At 61.0% G+C, this 15,697-nt stretch carries 14 protein-coding genes; 1 reads left to right on the forward strand and 13 read right to left on the reverse strand.

What is annotated here, in order from left to right; translation table 11 throughout:
* Nucleotides 1-296: 296 nt before the first annotated feature.
* Entirely contained in the window at nt 297-1,778 is a 1,482-nt protein-coding gene (locus HS101_19525; protein ID MBE7508451.1) for an oligosaccharide flippase family protein, read from the reverse strand.
* Nucleotides 1,733-3,127: a polysaccharide pyruvyl transferase family protein gene (locus tag HS101_19530; protein MBE7508452.1), complete on the reverse strand. Its 1,395-nt coding sequence runs from the start codon at nt 3,125-3,127 to the stop codon at nt 1,733-1,735. Before HS101_19530 ends, HS101_19525 begins: the two co-directional genes overlap by 46 nt.
* A gap of 159 nt (nt 3,128-3,286) precedes the next feature.
* Between HS101_19530 and HS101_19535 the strand changes: the two genes are divergently transcribed.
* Nucleotides 3,287-3,718 carry a hypothetical protein gene (locus HS101_19535; GenBank protein MBE7508453.1) on the forward strand — a complete coding sequence of 144 codons (432 nt, stop codon included), beginning with the start codon at nt 3,287-3,289 and terminating at the stop codon, nt 3,716-3,718.
* Nucleotides 3,719-3,837: 119 nt separating this feature from the next.
* Here the strand turns inward: HS101_19535 and epsI are convergent, their stop codons facing one another.
* From epsI to HS101_19590, 11 genes are all read right to left on the reverse strand, one after another.
* A complete protein-coding gene (epsI, locus tag HS101_19540) occupies nt 3,838-4,578 on the reverse strand; it encodes an EpsI family protein (protein ID MBE7508454.1) in 741 nt (246 codons plus the stop codon).
* Between the two features lie 37 nt (nt 4,579-4,615).
* Complete coding sequence (locus tag HS101_19545; protein ID MBE7508455.1) at nt 4,616-4,942, reverse strand: helix-turn-helix transcriptional regulator; 327 nt, start codon at nt 4,940-4,942, stop codon at nt 4,616-4,618.
* Between the two features lie 219 nt (nt 4,943-5,161).
* A complete protein-coding gene (locus HS101_19550; GenBank protein ID MBE7508456.1) occupies nt 5,162-6,115 on the reverse strand; it encodes an exosortase/archaeosortase family protein in 954 nt (317 codons plus the stop codon).
* 67 nt (nt 6,116-6,182) lie between these two features.
* Complete coding sequence (locus tag HS101_19555; protein MBE7508457.1) at nt 6,183-6,416, reverse strand: hypothetical protein; 234 nt, start codon at nt 6,414-6,416, stop codon at nt 6,183-6,185.
* A gap of 72 nt (nt 6,417-6,488) precedes the next feature.
* Nucleotides 6,489-7,253 (reverse strand): NTP transferase domain-containing protein, encoded by a 765-nt coding sequence (locus HS101_19560; GenBank protein ID MBE7508458.1) that lies wholly within the window; start codon nt 7,251-7,253, stop codon nt 6,489-6,491.
* A gap of 93 nt (nt 7,254-7,346) precedes the next feature.
* A complete protein-coding gene (locus tag HS101_19565; GenBank protein ID MBE7508459.1) occupies nt 7,347-9,311 on the reverse strand; it encodes a sugar transferase in 1,965 nt (654 codons plus the stop codon).
* A gap of 131 nt (nt 9,312-9,442) precedes the next feature.
* On the reverse strand, nt 9,443-11,713 hold the full coding sequence (locus HS101_19570) for an AAA family ATPase (protein MBE7508460.1): 2,271 nt from the start codon (nt 11,711-11,713) through the stop codon (nt 9,443-9,445).
* A 45-nt stretch (nt 11,714-11,758) separates the two neighbouring features.
* Complete coding sequence (locus tag HS101_19575; GenBank protein MBE7508461.1) at nt 11,759-12,766, reverse strand: NDP-sugar synthase; 1,008 nt, start codon at nt 12,764-12,766, stop codon at nt 11,759-11,761.
* Between the two features lie 3 nt (nt 12,767-12,769).
* The gene (locus HS101_19580; GenBank protein MBE7508462.1) at nt 12,770-13,231 is read right to left on the reverse strand and encodes a hypothetical protein; all 462 of its coding nucleotides are present in this window, start codon (nt 13,229-13,231) and stop codon (nt 12,770-12,772) included.
* A gap of 340 nt (nt 13,232-13,571) precedes the next feature.
* Nucleotides 13,572-14,120, reverse strand: a complete 549-nt coding sequence (locus tag HS101_19585) for a hypothetical protein (GenBank protein MBE7508463.1) — start codon at nt 14,118-14,120, stop codon at nt 13,572-13,574.
* Nucleotides 14,121-14,743: 623 nt separating this feature from the next.
* The gene (locus HS101_19590) at nt 14,744-14,974 is read right to left on the reverse strand and encodes a hypothetical protein (protein MBE7508464.1); all 231 of its coding nucleotides are present in this window, start codon (nt 14,972-14,974) and stop codon (nt 14,744-14,746) included.
* Between the last annotated feature and the right edge of the window lie 723 nt (nt 14,975-15,697).

Here is a 15,697-nt window from a genome sequence, read left to right on the forward strand (position 1 = left end):
TTCGATGTGCATACTGAACGCCAGCGGCCATTGAAACGTACCTTCCTATGACCACGCCCGGCGGGAATGCCCCGATAGCAAAACAGGACCCGTAGGAGTACGCACCAATCTCAACCCCGCAGTATTGTTGGATGATCTCGCGCGCGGTTCGCGAGAAATAGGGCCCGCCTTCCGTTCGCAGTGCCAGTCTCACCGCTCTCGCTCGCGCCCTTGAGATCGCTGCGATCGCTGTGATCGCCGGAGCAAGCACGCTTGTCCGAAGTTCGCTGTCTTGTTTTGCGTTCAAATCTGTGTTTTCAGTAAGACAGGCCTGTATGCAGGAGAGCATATGCTGCCCGTCGGAATTCGCTGCGGCTTTCATCGAACGCGCTCATGCCGAGCAACAAAACGCATCCGATGACCAACAGGGCAATGATCAGCTTCGCAATCGATTGACTCACGAGTGGCTCCAAGAAGAATGCGCCAGCGATACATGCGGCCGTTACCAAGGCTGGACCAATCGCAATTCCTACCCGAAGCGATTGTTTCCGCTGCAATCGACTGAGTGAATAAATTAGCCCGAGCAGCTCTCCTGCCGCGCCGGCGACCGCGATCCAGAAAATGGGCAAGTGAAACCATGCGGCCAGGAGTGCCAGCGGTAGCGCGGCGATTCTGAATAAGTTCGCCATCATCGAGTTGCTTGTGTCGCTTCGCGCCATCGCTGCCACAGTCGGAACAATACGAAGCAACCTCGCTCCCTGCATAATTGCCAGCGCCGCAATGATCGTTCCAGCATCCTCATACGCCGACCCAAAAAAGAGTACGAGCAGTGGCTGACCAGCCAGGATGAAGCCAACGGCAGTGAGGCCGGACAGTCCTGAAAAGAGCTGCACGCTGAGTCGGTAGCGACGACAAAGTCGCTCGGGAGCGTCCTGAACCTCCGAAAACAGTGGTAAAAGAAGTGAGGTGCTCAAGCTCGCTAAGACCATTGTGGGAGTCATGGTCAGCGCCGCCGCGACCGAATACAATCCAAGGTCGTGCATCGAATACATCGATCCCACCACCAGCCGGTCCCCCTGCAGGATGCCGAACATGAGAAGTCCGTTCACCAATAGCGGCCACCCGAAGGTTACTAAGCGATGGGCGCTCCGCCGGTCCCAGGCCCAACGGTACCGCCGGAGAGCAAAGGCGTGCGAAATGATGGCAAACGATCCCGCCTGCAGGATCACCAGCCAGAGCATGGCCGAGTAGTCCCCCAGCCACGCCGCCAGCGGCCACGCCGACAGAGTCGCCACCAGTTGCGATCCGGCCTCTGCCGCCACCTGCGGTCCGAATCGCATCCCCCGCTGCAAGCGGATGGGATCCAAGTGAGCCAGGCCCCGCATCAGCGGAACCAGCCCGAGCACCACGAATGCCCACTGCGCCTCCGGCACATCGAAGAGTCGTGAGATCGGCTTGGCCAGGCCCGCAATGAAGATCGCCGCCATCAGTCCCCGCACGAAAAGCCACGACTGCGCCGTCGCCTGCAGCAGTTCGTTGTCCCCGTCCTTCGCCTGGATAATCAGTTTATCCGACCCCAGATCGCTGATCATCTCAAAGACGGAAACGGTGATCGCAAACGTCGCCGCAATGCCGAAGTCCTCCGGGGTCACCAGCCGCGCCACGATGAGATTCCGGACAAACGAAAGAATGCGACCCAGTCCCTGGCCCGTGCTAAGGATCGCCGCTCCCTTAAAGACGTTCTTCCGCAGGCTCAGCGCATCACCCCTTCCGCAAGAAGACTTTGAGATCGCTCGCACGGACTCGTCTGGAGCTCCCGTGTGAACCCCCGCGCCCGGTCCACCGCATCGGCTGCCCCCAGACAGTTCGCCGCCGTCGCCGCCCGTCGCTGCCACCGCTCCCACAACAGATTTGCAACCGCTTCACTCCCCATTGACCGTGGGTCGATCACGCTTTCCCCCTCCCCGCACGTCTCAAAGACTCCCATCGTCTTGATGCTGTAGGCGATCGCCGCCGTCGGCACCCCGCTCGACAGGCCCGCAATGCACGCGTGCATTCGCGTCCCGCAGAACCAGTCGCAACGCCCGATCACCCACTTCATCTCTCGGGGGTCGTTGATTCCCATGGGAATCTGTTCTACCCGCTCGCTCGCCGCCCGCCGCACCCGCGCATCCCCATCGTCGGCCAGTGCCGCCATCACCGCCTCGTTCGCCCCGGGGTCGCTCTCATAGTGCCCCGGCGCTGTCATCACATGTGGGATCAGCAAGATGTTCGCGTCGCCTCCGACGAGTGCCTGCCGCAGGAATCCCAGCACCGCCTCGCGATAGTCTGCTTTGAAGCCATACCGCGACCGCATCGCCGCCGGGTCGTGCCAGATGAGCCCGCTCACATTGAAGCCGATCGTCTCGGCCTTTCTCTGTTTGCTCAGCCAGGTCGCCACCGACCCCGGCAATTGCATAGTTGGCGCGCATGTCTCAAGCGCAAAGGCCACGTCCACCCCACACTTGTGCCGCGCCGGGTCGAAGTCGCGCCCCGCCAGTTCCTTCAGCGTCGCGTAGCTGCGTTCGTCACGTGCCCATGCCACGGCCGACCGCCGCACGATTTCCGCCGCCTTGTCGCGCGTTCGCTTCTCGTTAAAGGGTCCATACGTCTGCGGCAACAGCACCAGCGGTTTGCCCATCTCCAGTGCCAGTTCCTTCGCCATACTCACCGACGCGAACCGCCGCGAACCGTACAGATCCGTAAAGCTGTCGCCCCCGCTGATATCGAAGACTACATCCGCCTCGCGAAGCACTCTCACCGCTTCGTTCCCCAGGCCACCCAGCCGGTGCGACCAGCGGATGTTCCAGAATGTCTCCCGCTGCCAGTACCGGCGGGACAGCTTCGCTCCCACCCGCTTGTATGTATGGCGCCCCTCCGCGGATTCAAATGTCTCCTGTCGCCCCCCGCGTCCATAGTCGAAGACCGTGATCTCGTGACGCGGGTCATCCCGGAACATCTCCTGCAAGACCGAGATGCATAGCGCCGACACGCCCAGGTTTGCCGTGTCCGGCGCCGCCCCGAAGTACGCCACCTTCAGCGGCCGCCCCTCGCGCTCACCAGCCGTGGCCGAAATATTCGATTGGAAGTTTGTTGCCGTTGCTGTCACGTCGTTCTCATCCGTTCATCCGCGTCGGCTTCGATTCCAGCTCTGGGCGTGGCTCCCCTGACTTCCGCGTAGCAGCCGGCCCCCGCGCCGGCCGAGGAGACAAAAGAACGCAGCCGACCAGGTAACGCCCCGCGAACCCGCGGATTCGAAACGCCCGGTTTGCCCCGCCCGCAATCCCCCGTCACAATCGTCGTCGTGCCGTACACCGTCGCGCTTACTGAATCCTCGTGGCCCGCGTGGCTTGTTAACTTCGTCCACAGTCTGCGGAGCGTCTTTGCCTGGTTCGCCGACCACAATCTTTTCGGCATCCCCCTCGACTGGCCCGCCCGCTTTGTTCTTATCGCCGCTCTCTACGCCCTTTGTCGCCTTCGACTGTCCCCGCGAGGTGCCGCCGTCGTGGCAGTCACCGTCCTCCTCGCCAAGGAGCTCTTCGACATCTTCGCCCACCTCGACCTCTTCCGCCCTCGCGCGCCGGACTGGGGCGACGCGGCCGACATCGCCAGCGGCCTTGCCGGGCTCTGTCTCGCCCGCCTGATTGATCGTCGTCTCACACGTCGCTCCAGAGCAGTTGCCGATGCTCCGGACGATTAAACGCTCGCCGGAACGGTTGAAAAAACGGTCCGTGTCTTGCCAATGTCATGAGCCGCGGCCCGATGGAGCCAAGCTGTCGCGACTCGACGCCTTCCTCCTCGAGGGTCGTACGTGCGTGTTCATGGCCCGCCGTGATCGCCGCTCTTCGGCAGCAGTTCCAATATCTCTCCCAGCGTCGCCTCCGCAAATTGCGTCACCCGTCGCCGTGCCGGCCCGTTGTCTATGTCCGCGTTCGTTGCGATCTGCACCTGTGCCACGTAATGCCCAGCGTCCCGCGCGAGGTTGGGCGATCGCCACTCGACTCCCCAGAAGCTGTCCTCATCCACCGTCACGTCTCCGCCCAGCACGTAGTAGTTGAGCACCACCGTCCGCACATCAACTGCCCCCGGCTTCATGAACGAATGTACCAAGGCCGGTGAAGTCGTCGCTCCTGCCCTTAGCTGGATCTCCTCCGTGCCAAGGTGGCTGTGCCCCGAGTTCGGAAAGCACACCGTCGGCCGGTGCCGCAGCATCGTCCTGGGTCGCCCGGTGTACGCAACATAGAGGTTCACCGCCTCCCGCGTTCCGCTCCGCCGGTAGATCCGGTTTATATAGTCGTCGTTCCCCGCGATCTTCTGCACCCCTTCCGACAGCGGCACCTCTTCGCCCACCCACTCGCCAAATTCCATCGGCAATGACTTGATGGGCCTGGGCAGCTCGACGCGCTCCGCCAGCGCTGCGTCCAGTGCCGAGGCCGCTGCACGATACCCGGCTCCAGTCGCCACCAGAAAGATCGCCGCGAAGGCCGCGACCCGCGCGATTCCCTTCCGCGCCGCATGGGCCCTGCCGGAATGATTCAAGTCTGTCACTTCACTCACCATGGTGCTGCTCCAATCTGACTCGGTTCGTATTCCCGGCTCACACCGTCGCCTCTGGCGTTGCGATTCTCCAAACCTGCAGCAGCACTTCCCCCTTGTCACATGTACCCAGTTTCTTGTACAGGTTTTGCAGGTGGAAACGAACAGTCGGCATGGTCAGCCCTAGCTCGTACGCCATGGACCCGTTCTTCAGTCCGCGGCAGATCAATTCCACGATCTGATTCTCCCGCCGAGTCAGGCGATTGCGTTTGGCCAGTTCGCGGATCGCCTCCTCCGCCCCGGGCGGCAATCTGTCGTCTCCACTTGTTGGCAGGCTTAGCTGCCGCTGGTTCTGTTCGCAATGCTCGATGGCTTGTCGCTGGCCCATGGCTCCATCACCTCTGGCTCACCTGTCTTGACCTACCACTTCCTTATCTGCTCTCCTCTTCGCATACGCTCCATTCCCGGGGCCGTGAAACCAGCGTTTCACGCCTGCACGGCCCCGGGAAGGGCGAAAGGAGAAAGAGGCCTATTTAAGAAACTCGTTCGCGGCGGACTCCGAACTCACTTGCGCCGGCGCCGTGATCTTAAGAAATCGATCCCCCAGTTACGCCGTTGCCTCCCTCTGTGATCGCCACAAGACGTCCATGAGCTTCAGCAACCCGATCGACATCGCCAGCGCCAGCGGCATCATGGCCCATCCTGCTATGTCATGGATGCCTTGCCGTACAACGGTACTCCCCGAATAGTGCGTCAGTGCCGCCGTAACAAATCCCCGAAGTCCGTTTGACGCAACCGCCACGGGGATGCTCAGCGCAAGCAGCGTCGCCCGTTGCCACCTTGGTCGTTCGACCACGAAAGCCAGAACCGCCGCGATGAATACGAAAGCCGTCATCATCCGCAGCCCGCTGCACGCCTCTGTCACCGCCACCGTCGTTTGTTCGTCCAGCCGAAGCACGTTTCCTTCGCGCACCACGAAGAATCCAAACGTCTCCAATCCGAACACCGTTGCCGACGTCGCTGCGTCCTGCAGCGGTAGTGCGATTGCTTCGTGGATTCGAGCCGGCAGTGGGACCATGAGCAACAGGAACACCAGCACCCACGCCAAGCGACGCGTCATCGCCGGCCCGACGAAGAGCAGTGTCAATCCCGCTATGCAGATCACCAACGCGTATCGGTCACCTGATCCAATCCCGAAGTAAAGTCCGAGCAACCGAACTGCTTCTGCGAAAGCCAGCACGCCGACTCCCGCGAGGCACGGCCGGATAGGCACCTTCGCCAGTTCTTCACGCCTTCGCCAAACCAGGTACGCTGCCACCGGAAGCACCAGCATTCCGATGGAGTAGTCCTCATTGCGAAACCAGAAGACGACCAGTTCGGTGATCGTGCTCCAGTAGCTCCACGTCAGGCAGACCAGCACGCCCACGACCGCGCTCGCGGTCCGCGCATCGACGCGAGCCAGGATCGGAGCCTGCGCCTCTCCGTGACTGCGCCGGCCCCGCGCACGCGACGGGCGTCGCCGCGTCGACTCGCCGATCGGCTTTAGCACGCTGCGACTCATGCGCCGGGCTCGGTCCATTCAAAGGGCCGCACGCCTCCCGCCCGCATGTCGCGTTGTCTATCAAGTCTCACTTCGCCGAAGCCTCCACCATCTCACCTTCGAATGCCCCATAATGCATCTCGTAATACCGGTGGTACTCAACGGACATGATCGATTGCCACCATGCCTCATTCTCGGCAAACCACTGAATCGTCTCCGCCAGCCCCGAGGAAAAGCCCACCTGCGGCCGCCATCCCAGCTCGGTCTGCAGCTTCGTCGAACTGACTGCGTATCGCCGATCGTGCGCCGGCCTGTCCTGCACCCGCCGGACGAAATTGGAGCCGAACTAACCCGCCCCACCAGTAATCAGCATCCGGTTCATGAATGGCCCCACTTAGAAAAGCACCGCCTGTGCGCTGTGCTGCGGCTCGACGTGGTTGGCTCCGCCGTCGGCCACCAGATTACTCGCCCGGTGCAGCGATTCGAACGTCCCCGCGTCCGTCCACCAGCCTTCAAGGATCTCGTGTTCGAGTGTTCCCTGGTCGAGGTAGAAGTTGTTGACGTCCGTGATTTCCAGTTCGCCCCGAGCCGAGGGTTCCAGTCGCGAGATAAAGTCGAACACCTGCTCGTCATACATATAGATGCCGGTCACCGCCATCCTGCTCGGCGCGCTTGTGGGCTTCTCGATGATCCGCACAATACGTCCGCCTTTGTCAAACGCCGCCACGCCGAATCGCTCCGGATCGGCCACTTCCTTAAGGTAGACTCTCGCTCCCCGCCTTTGCGATGCAAAGTTCTCCACGCCCGTCCGAATGCTTTTTTCAATGATGTTGTCGCCCAGCACGACCACGATCCTGTCTCCCCGTGCGAAGTCCTCCGCCAGGCTCAGCGCGTCGGCGATCCCGCCTTCGCCCTGCTGATATGTGTAGTGCAGTTCGCGGAGTCCCAGCTCCTTCCCGTTGCCGAGCAGTTGCAGAAAATCACCGGCATGATTGCCCCCCGTCACCAGCAGCACCTCGCTGATCCCCGCGTTGATCAGGCATTGCAGCGGATAGAAGATCATCGGCCGGTCGTACACCGGCATCAGGTGCTTGTTCGTCACCTTCGTCAGCGGCATCAGGCGCGAGCCGAGCCCGCCCGCGAGTATTACACCCTTCATTGTGATTTACCTTCCTCTCCTTGGTTGCCAATGAGTACCAGGCACACGCACAACGATCATCTTCCACGACGGACAGAGACCCTTCGACCTGCGTCATCGGCTCGCCGACTGCGCCGCGTTGCCGACGGCGTCCGGCTTGGACCACCACGCCGCTTCCCGCGCGGCCTCGAGGTCGCCGCTTAGACGCGTGCCGTCCGTCCCCCCCGCCTCAACACCGTACGTCTCGCCGACCATCTCACAGATTGAATCCCACTCTTCGGCGTTCGCCGTTTGTGGAACTGCGCCAAGGTCCGCCCCGGTTACCGGCGTGGGCAATCGTTTCGTTTTCGGTCTGATCAACCAGGTCACCGGCATCCCGAATCGCCCGCTCAGCGTCAACAGCGTCGACAACAGAATCTTGACATCCAGAAGAACCGACCAGTTTTCCACGTACAGCATGTCGTAGTGAATCCACTGGTGAAAATCACCCGCCGAGCGATCGTGCCGGCACACCTGCCAGAGCCCCGTGATGCCCGGCCGCACCGAAAGTCGCGCCCGGCGCCATGGCACGCAGATCTGGTTCTCCCGAAATGGCGATGGCCGCGGCCCCACCAGACTCATCTCACCGCGCATCACGTTGATCAACTGTGGAAGTTCGTCAATGTTCGTCACCCGGAGGACTCTGCCCAGCCACGTGATCCGCGGATCCTTGCTGATCTTGAACTGAGGTCCGTCCACTTCGCTCTGCTGATACAGCTTTCGCTGCTTGGCATGCGCGTCCTCGCACATTGTGCGAAACTTCAGACAGCGAAATTCTTTGCCGCCCTTGCCTTCCCGCATGTGCCCGAAGAGCACCGGCCCGCGCGAGGTCAGCTTCACCAGAGCCGCCACCACCGCGAAGACCGGCGACAGCATCACCAGGCCAATCGCAGCCGTCGCGATGTCCATCCCGCTCTTCAGCCGCGCTTCGATCTGTCTGGCGCGCGGTTTGCCCTTATCGTGCAATCGGCTCCCGGCGCCATTCCCTCGAGCGTCTCGATGTTTGGCGCGTTGGTCGGCATCCGTTGTTGGTCTCGCCGTCGGCTGGCGTTGGCAGTTCTCCTCCGCCTCGCCGGCGATAATCCGATCGCAGACGATTTCCCCATCGCCGATCCTCGCGAAGTCGTCGAGGATCGCCCCCGCAACCAGCGCCCCCTCGCCGATGCGCGATTCTTTGCCGATCACGACCGGCCCCACGATCACAGCGCGGGCTCCAATCGTGGTCCCGTCCCCGATCACCGCCGGCCCGTAGATCCGCGCCGTCTCATCGATCTGCACACCGTCACCGCAGTGAATGTCATCTTTGCGCTGGGTCTCGGCATCCTTCTGGCTCGCCCCCTCTCGCGACCCTTCCAGCAGCAGATTGTTCAGGAGCAGCATCTGCTCAGTCTCGCGCAGGTCGAGCGTACCGCCACCGACCGTGATGTCGTTGTTGGGAATCCCATGCATCGCCAGTTCACCCCGCAGATGACGGGGAACCACACCGAATGAGCCGTTCAGGATCCGCAGCGATGAAACCGGCACGTAGGATGCGAACACCCCGCAGGCCTGAACGTTGGTGATTCCTCCGTAGTACCGCTGGATCGTGCGAACCCGTTGTCGGTCATCAAAGATGACATGCTCCTCGGCATGACCGGCATCCGTGGCCAGCGCGATGATGTGCGTCGCCAGCCTTGCCTTCCTCACCGTCTCCGGCAAGCCCGCTGCTCGAATCCCCTGAATTGGAATGTCCGCCGGATCGACGAACAGCACCCAGTCCGACGGCTCCAGGTCAAAAAGCATCTCGTGCAGGCTCGCCAACTCCAGCACGCGGGCCCCAGGGCACCGATGTTGGACATCCGCCGCGTAGCCGTGTTCCGCCTGGAATGTCGGCGCGATCGTCACAGCACACTCACCGAGTTCTTGCGCCAGTTCGTCGACGAGATAATCCAAGAGACTCGTTCTTCCCAGCGGCAGCGTCAACAGCGATCGACCGCTCCGCGCCAAGAAACTCGGCCGGTGATCGACGATGACAATGACATGGTCGGATGCGTGGTCCATTTTTTCTTGTCCCCTCGTTACGAGCTCCGCGAATGCGGCCCCTTTGCTTGCGGGAAGCCCCTGCTCTCGTCGACAACTGCATCGCCGCCGTTCCGCTGGCGGCGCGCGAACTGTCAACTGCCGTCGACCGGCTATTTCGCCAAAGCTGCCTCTTTCTCGCTGTATGCGCTGTAATCACTCCGATTGCCGGAGCTCACGAATACGATGCCCGTCAGCCTGCCGCCCACGGCCGCGATCTGTGCCAGCGCCTTGCTCACGATCGTTCGATCGCAGTGTCCCTCGCGGATCAACACGATCGACCCATCCACCTGCTGCGCCAGCATCGACCCGTCGGCAATCGGCAGGATGGGGCTGCTGTCCAACAGGATCAGGTCATACGCATTTCGCCACTCCTCCAGGCGCCCGCCGAGAACCCCATTGGCCAAGAGCTCCGATGCCTGAGAATCCTTCCCTCTGCCCGCGGTAATGAGATGCAGCCCCGACTTCGTCTTGAAGCGGACCTGATCGTGCATCAGGCTCGTGTCCTTCAGCATGTCCGCGAGGCCGATCGCCTCCCCCTGGTTCATTCGGCGCGAGAGCGAGGCCCGTCGCATGTCCGCGTCCACGACCAGTACCCGTTTGCCGCACGATGCAAAGCTCTTCGCCAGCATCAGCGTGAAAGTCGTCTTGCCCGTGCCGGACCCCGCACTGGTGATCTGCAGCGTCCGGCCCGTCGCCGTTCCCAACATCGGCATCAGCGATGTCCGGATCGAACGAACAGATTCCATCCGATTGCCGATCGCCGCCGGATTCGATTTCAGTTCCTCATCGCCGATCAGCAACATATGTCCCAGCACCGGGCTGGGGCCGAGATCGACTTCGGTCAGTTCATACACTTTTGGTGAAAGTCGGTATCGAAGGAACCCGGCCCCCGCGCCCGCGGCGATCGCCCCGAATAGACCCGCCAGCGCCATCTTCGGCCGCTTGTCCGTATCCGGCTCATCAGGTTCAAACGCCTCGCCGATGCGGCGAATGTGCGCCGGCGCCTTGCGCAACTGCTCGATTTCGAAGATCCGCTGCTCGATCCGCGCCAGCACCTCACGCCGATCCTTCACCAGCCCCCGGGCCTTGCTGAAATCCTGGTAGAGCCGCCAGGTAGCGTTGAAAGAATCCGACTTCGATTGAATCTCCCGTGCCGTCGCCGCTCGCCGCGCCTGCAGTTCGCTCAACCGCTGGCTCAGGAACAGAGGGTCCCGCGGCGACAGCGGCGACGAGAGGGCCGCGGCGTGCACGGGTTCACGATCTGGGGCCGCCCCCGCCTCGAGCTGCTTTTCTCGCTCGGTTCGTTGCTTCTCGAGTCTTTCAATCTGCCGGTGGATGCTGGTCACCAGCCGGTGTCGCTCGCCGAACTGCGATTTCTTGTCCGCCAATTCCGCCTGTGCCGCCCTGATTTCATCGCTGATCTTGCGCCATTTGCCGTCGATCTCAAAGTTGGAGCCGGCCGCCGCGGAGCCCTCCCCGTCATTCTTGCCGCCGCTCACGTCCTTCAGATCCTTCTCCACGATCTGGATCTCAAGGTCCAGCGAATTGAGCGATGTCTTCAGTACTTCCAATGTCTGCTTCCGTGCCGAGATCAGCGTTTCCAGGTCGGGCGATTGCAGCTCCGGGTTGTTCTTGAGCGCCGCCTCCTGCGCCTCAAGACCTTCGAGTTCGCTCTTGGTGTCTCCGCGCATTTTGGTCAGTGATTGCAGCGATTCACTGTCCTGCTGGTATCGTGTCTCCGTCACATATTTCGTGTACTCGTCCGCCACCGCCTCCACCAGTTTCTTTGCCTCTCCTCGAAAGGCACATTCGTGCGCAATCTGCAGGATTTGTTTGTACTTCGGAACGTCGACGGTCAGCTCTGCCCGCAGCCGATCCAGCGGCGGCGACTTCGACTGGAATCGCGCCAATGGTGTCGCCGGGACTCCCTGATACCAGTTTGTTTTCTTGATCTCGCTGCGATCCAGTACGCGGTTGAGTACCGCGTTGCTCGTGGCGAAGTCCGCCTGCGTTGCGAGGTACTGCTGGTAGAACGGCAGGGGACCGGTGTCTTCCGTCTCATCCAGCAGCCGCGGGATGATCGGCTGAACTTCAATCAGGGCCGTCGCCCGATACGCCGGAACCATCAGCGTCCACACCGCCGCCTCCGCCGCGATCAGCGTCAGGATCGATACATAAATGATCGTCTTCTTGTATCGAAGAATCCCCCGGACGGACAGCGTCCGCCCCCGCGATGCGCTCATCGGCAGCCCGTCGACCCCGCCTGCTGAGTAGAGGTCAAGTGACGGGTGGGCGTCACCGCCCATGGTCGCCCGGTTGATGATCGCCGCGTTTCGACCGTGATCCATGCCTGACTCGAACTGCGAAATTCGTTCGCTCATCGGTTCCTGTTGCGCCGTATCGTCGTCACGGCGCTTGCGAATGCCCTAATTCAAGCGCCTCGATCGAAACTCCCCAAACTCAGTGAAGACCCCCCCGTCCACCCGCGTCTTCGGCATCACATCGCTCCGATCCCAGAGCACGCTGCGCCGGACCACACTCCCGGCCGCAATGCGGCAATCCCGCCCGATCACCGTCGGACCAATAATGATCGCGCCGTCTTCGACCTTCGTGCCCCGACCGATCAGACAGGGACCTTCAATCCGGGCCCCCGTGGCCACCTGCGCCGTCGATTCAATCAGGGTGTCACCCTGCCATGCCGAGCGCCCGTTGGCGCTTCGATTCGCCCGCATCCGCGCCAGCGTCCACAGATTCAGCTCGATATACGAGCCAATGTCCTGGCACCGTGGCCCCTGATACGGTGTCTGCACCGTCGCCACGTGCATGTTCTGTTTGTACAAACGCGGTATCAGGCCTTCCTTCAAGTCTTCATACCCGTTCCGCGAACTGCACAGCATCGCGCGGCGGCCAAACACGTAGACCCCGCTGGGTCGCTGAGCCGACACACCCGGCCGTGTCCCCGCGACGGGCCCGACGGCTATCGTGCCCTCCGCCGATTCCTGCTGGTGTCGCGCAAGGAGCCCCTTCAATGCCACACTCGGGATCATGTTCGCTTCGACGACCACATAATGCCCCGCGGGAAATGGTTGCGCCGCATCCCGCGCACATCCCGCGGGACCTCGCGGCATCCGGTCTTCGTGGTAATAGAGGTCCATATCGATGAACCGGCCATCGCCCAGTAGCCCTCGCAGGGCCTGACCCCCGCGATTAACACAGATAATCGCAGTTCGAATCCCTGCCGCCCGAAGCCAATGAAGGATGTGCAGAATCAGCGGCACGTTGACGACGGGCGCGAGCGGGCGTGGCAGGAGCATCTCGAATCCGCCATTCTGCCATGTATGCGTCCCCGCCAATATCACGCCGATGATCGCATCGTTCGCGGTGTCCTTGGCTGTCTTCGTTGACGTTTGTGCCGTCTGAGTGCCCGTAGACATGGTTTATGCCTCTCGCGTTCCGCGCTTGCCGGCGGCCCTCGTCCTCTCACCCGTCAGAAACCCGATCCGTAGCCCCAGGCCCACGACGACGAGCAAGCTGACCGCGCCGATTGCTACCATTTGTTTCCAGCCGAATCCCATTCCCCGGTGCAGCGTGAACATGTCGGCGCTGAGTGCCAGCACCAGCAACATTCCACCCGCCATTGCCACCAGGTCGATCCGCAACACTGCCCCGAAGAAAATGGCGACCGCTGCCAACACGATGCCCATCTGCTGTACGTAGCCGATCCCCTGATGTGTCCCCTCGAATCCCGGGATGTAATCGCCGAACATCACGACAATCCCGAGTAGGGCCCCCAGCGAGATCAGCAGCAGACCGAGGCCGCCTCTGCTTCGCCCTTGGCGCGCCGAAATCAGGCTTGTCTTCGGGTCATCGACGCATAACAGGCAAAGATGACTCATCACCGGCTGCCCTTCAAAGTAGCCCGAAAGCACACTGACTCTCGAGGCAGCTATTCCGCAAACTTCGCATCGATGGTGCTCGCCGGGCATTCCAACGCCGCCAGAATCTTCCGCCGTTTTGGAACTACCTTCGGCAACTGTTTTTTTAGGCTGCTCGCTCATTGCCCGAGATACTTGCGATCCGCCTGGCTTTTTTTGTGATATGGCGATCTGCTGTGGTAACCAGGGATGCCTCGACCGTGGCTCTCAGAGTCATCCAAAGGGGTGCTTCCTCGTGAAGCGCGGACTCCGTCTCCGTCGACTCGCGGTCGATTATTCTTCTAAAATGGCTATTTACTTGTACTTACGACCCGAGAAGCGTCCCACTAGGGATATCGATCGGCTCAAGCCACGCCGCGTCAATCTCAAGAGTCGCGGACAGACCGAGCGTTGTTACCGAAACGTAGAACTTCCGCTTCCGCCGAGTGCCGATCACCACACCGCAGATTCCTTTCAGCGGGCCGACCGTCACTCGGCAGTGCGAACCAGTCTTCAGACTGGGGTACAGCGAAACCGCCTCCCCACTGTCCAAGAGTCTGTGAATCTGCCGTAGTTCGAAGCGAAGCCTGAATTGATCGTGCACCGGAATCGTCGCGGCCACCCGGTTGGTCTTCAGCGCAGCCTCGCGATCCGAAGGACTTGCGAAGAGAAAGACGTAGCTGGGGAAGAGCGGCAGCTCGACGGTGACACGCTTGCGGCAGTAGGCTCGGTTCGCCCGAACGAGAGGCAGGAAGTAGAGAATCCGCTGCCTCTTCAGATCATCTGCAAGCACCTTCTCCTGCCGCGGCTTCGTGTGAACCACCCACCACGAGCGCAAATCAAATTGCGCCGCGTCGGATAGTGCACCGTCCAAACCCATCGTTTCAGTTAGGGAATTGAGACTCTTGTTTGCTTCACAGTGCGCAATCAAAGGCTCAGTGCCCGATTCATGACCCTCTAAATTGTTCATTGCACCCAGGCCCAATGCTCAGAGATTTGGATTGAGTTCAAGCCCCTCCATGGCTTCCTCACGCTTGTTATTTAACCAAAACTGTAGAGTGAACACAAGAACTTTCCGCAAAAAACCTGTCTCTGGCAATGGCTGTCGTCCTGCTTGACATCGTGAAGGATCTCCCAATGAGAACGCAGAATGAATCATATATTCTCTTCGAATAAATGGCCCTGGCGCTGCTAAAAAGAGGGTTTTCCGGCCCTTAAGGCGAACAAGAGACTTTTCGTTTTTGCCTGGTCACATCGATAACGCCTGCACGCCAAGCCGGCACCGAATACCTATCGATAGTGCTAGGGCGCTATTTATCAGTCAAAACCAGCCAGTGATTATCACTTGAATGCCGGCCACGTTGAAGAGTCGTTCGTTCGTCCTGCCCCCCCTCTCTAACGGTTTATACCAGTTGGTGTGTCAAAGCGGTTTTCACATGCGCTTGTACCCAAAGTTGATCTATTCTCAGGGGTTGTTTCAAAACGCTCATGGCACACCTAGTTTCCTGGCGAGGATGAGTGCGGCGTAAGTCCGTGGAAGGCTTGAAAATAGGCGCCGGTTAGCTCGTAGCGCTGTTTGATGCGCCGGAAGCTGCCGAACCAGGCCATGCAGCCTTCGACAACATACTGGAGAACGCCCCGGCCGCTGCCGTGTTCGCAGCCCGGCCGGGCGAACACGGGAGCGATGCTGCGCCGGTGACGCCAGGGGGCGGCTCGATCTCGTTCCAAAGTTCGTCGGAAACCAAGGTAAATGCCATGGCGTCGCCACTATACGATCCGCGGCAACACACGGTTCATCGGCAGTTCAAACGGCTCTGTAATCGCCCCGTAGAGCCGAATCGAAACGTGGATAAGGGCGCGAGCGCAGAGCAAGTGTTTCCTTTGGTATGCGAAGACCCACACCCATCCCGCGCCCGCGCTGGGCCCCGAAGCGGCTTGCAGTTTGGCGATCGACCATCAGCGGCTCCCGCACCGCAATATGTCACCGCCTTCGCATTCACGCAGGACGGCCTCCGGCGTCTCTGTGTCACCTTCCCGAAGCGTTTTTCAAGGACTTACAAACGATCTTTCCCGGAATTTGCCGTGCATGTTCGGGCATAGACCGGTCTTGTTTCACCCTAAGCGTTTTCACTCAAAACCGCCCAATTCGCGAAGCGCCCCAACACATGCCCGCCACAAGCGTTGGCACAATTCCCCGAGCCCTTGTGTCACCTTATGTCACCTTCGATTTCACAAGACTTACGCGAACGCCGTCGCCCCCCGATCCGAGCCGCGCGCGTCAGCAAGCGGTACCAGAAAATCCGGACCCCCAATCAAATTCAACACCAACCGCCGACCCAATCAGTACCGCCGCCTCTGCATTCTCCTGGACCCTCTCGAATGCCCCCGCGCAACCCCGCCGCCGCTCAAAATTTCGACGTTTCGACGTTTCGACTTTTCGACGTTTCCGCC

Source organism: Planctomycetia bacterium (genome assembly GCA_015075745.1).
In the GTDB taxonomy this organism is placed as follows: Bacteria; Planctomycetota; Phycisphaerae; order UBA1845; family UTPLA1; genus UTPLA1.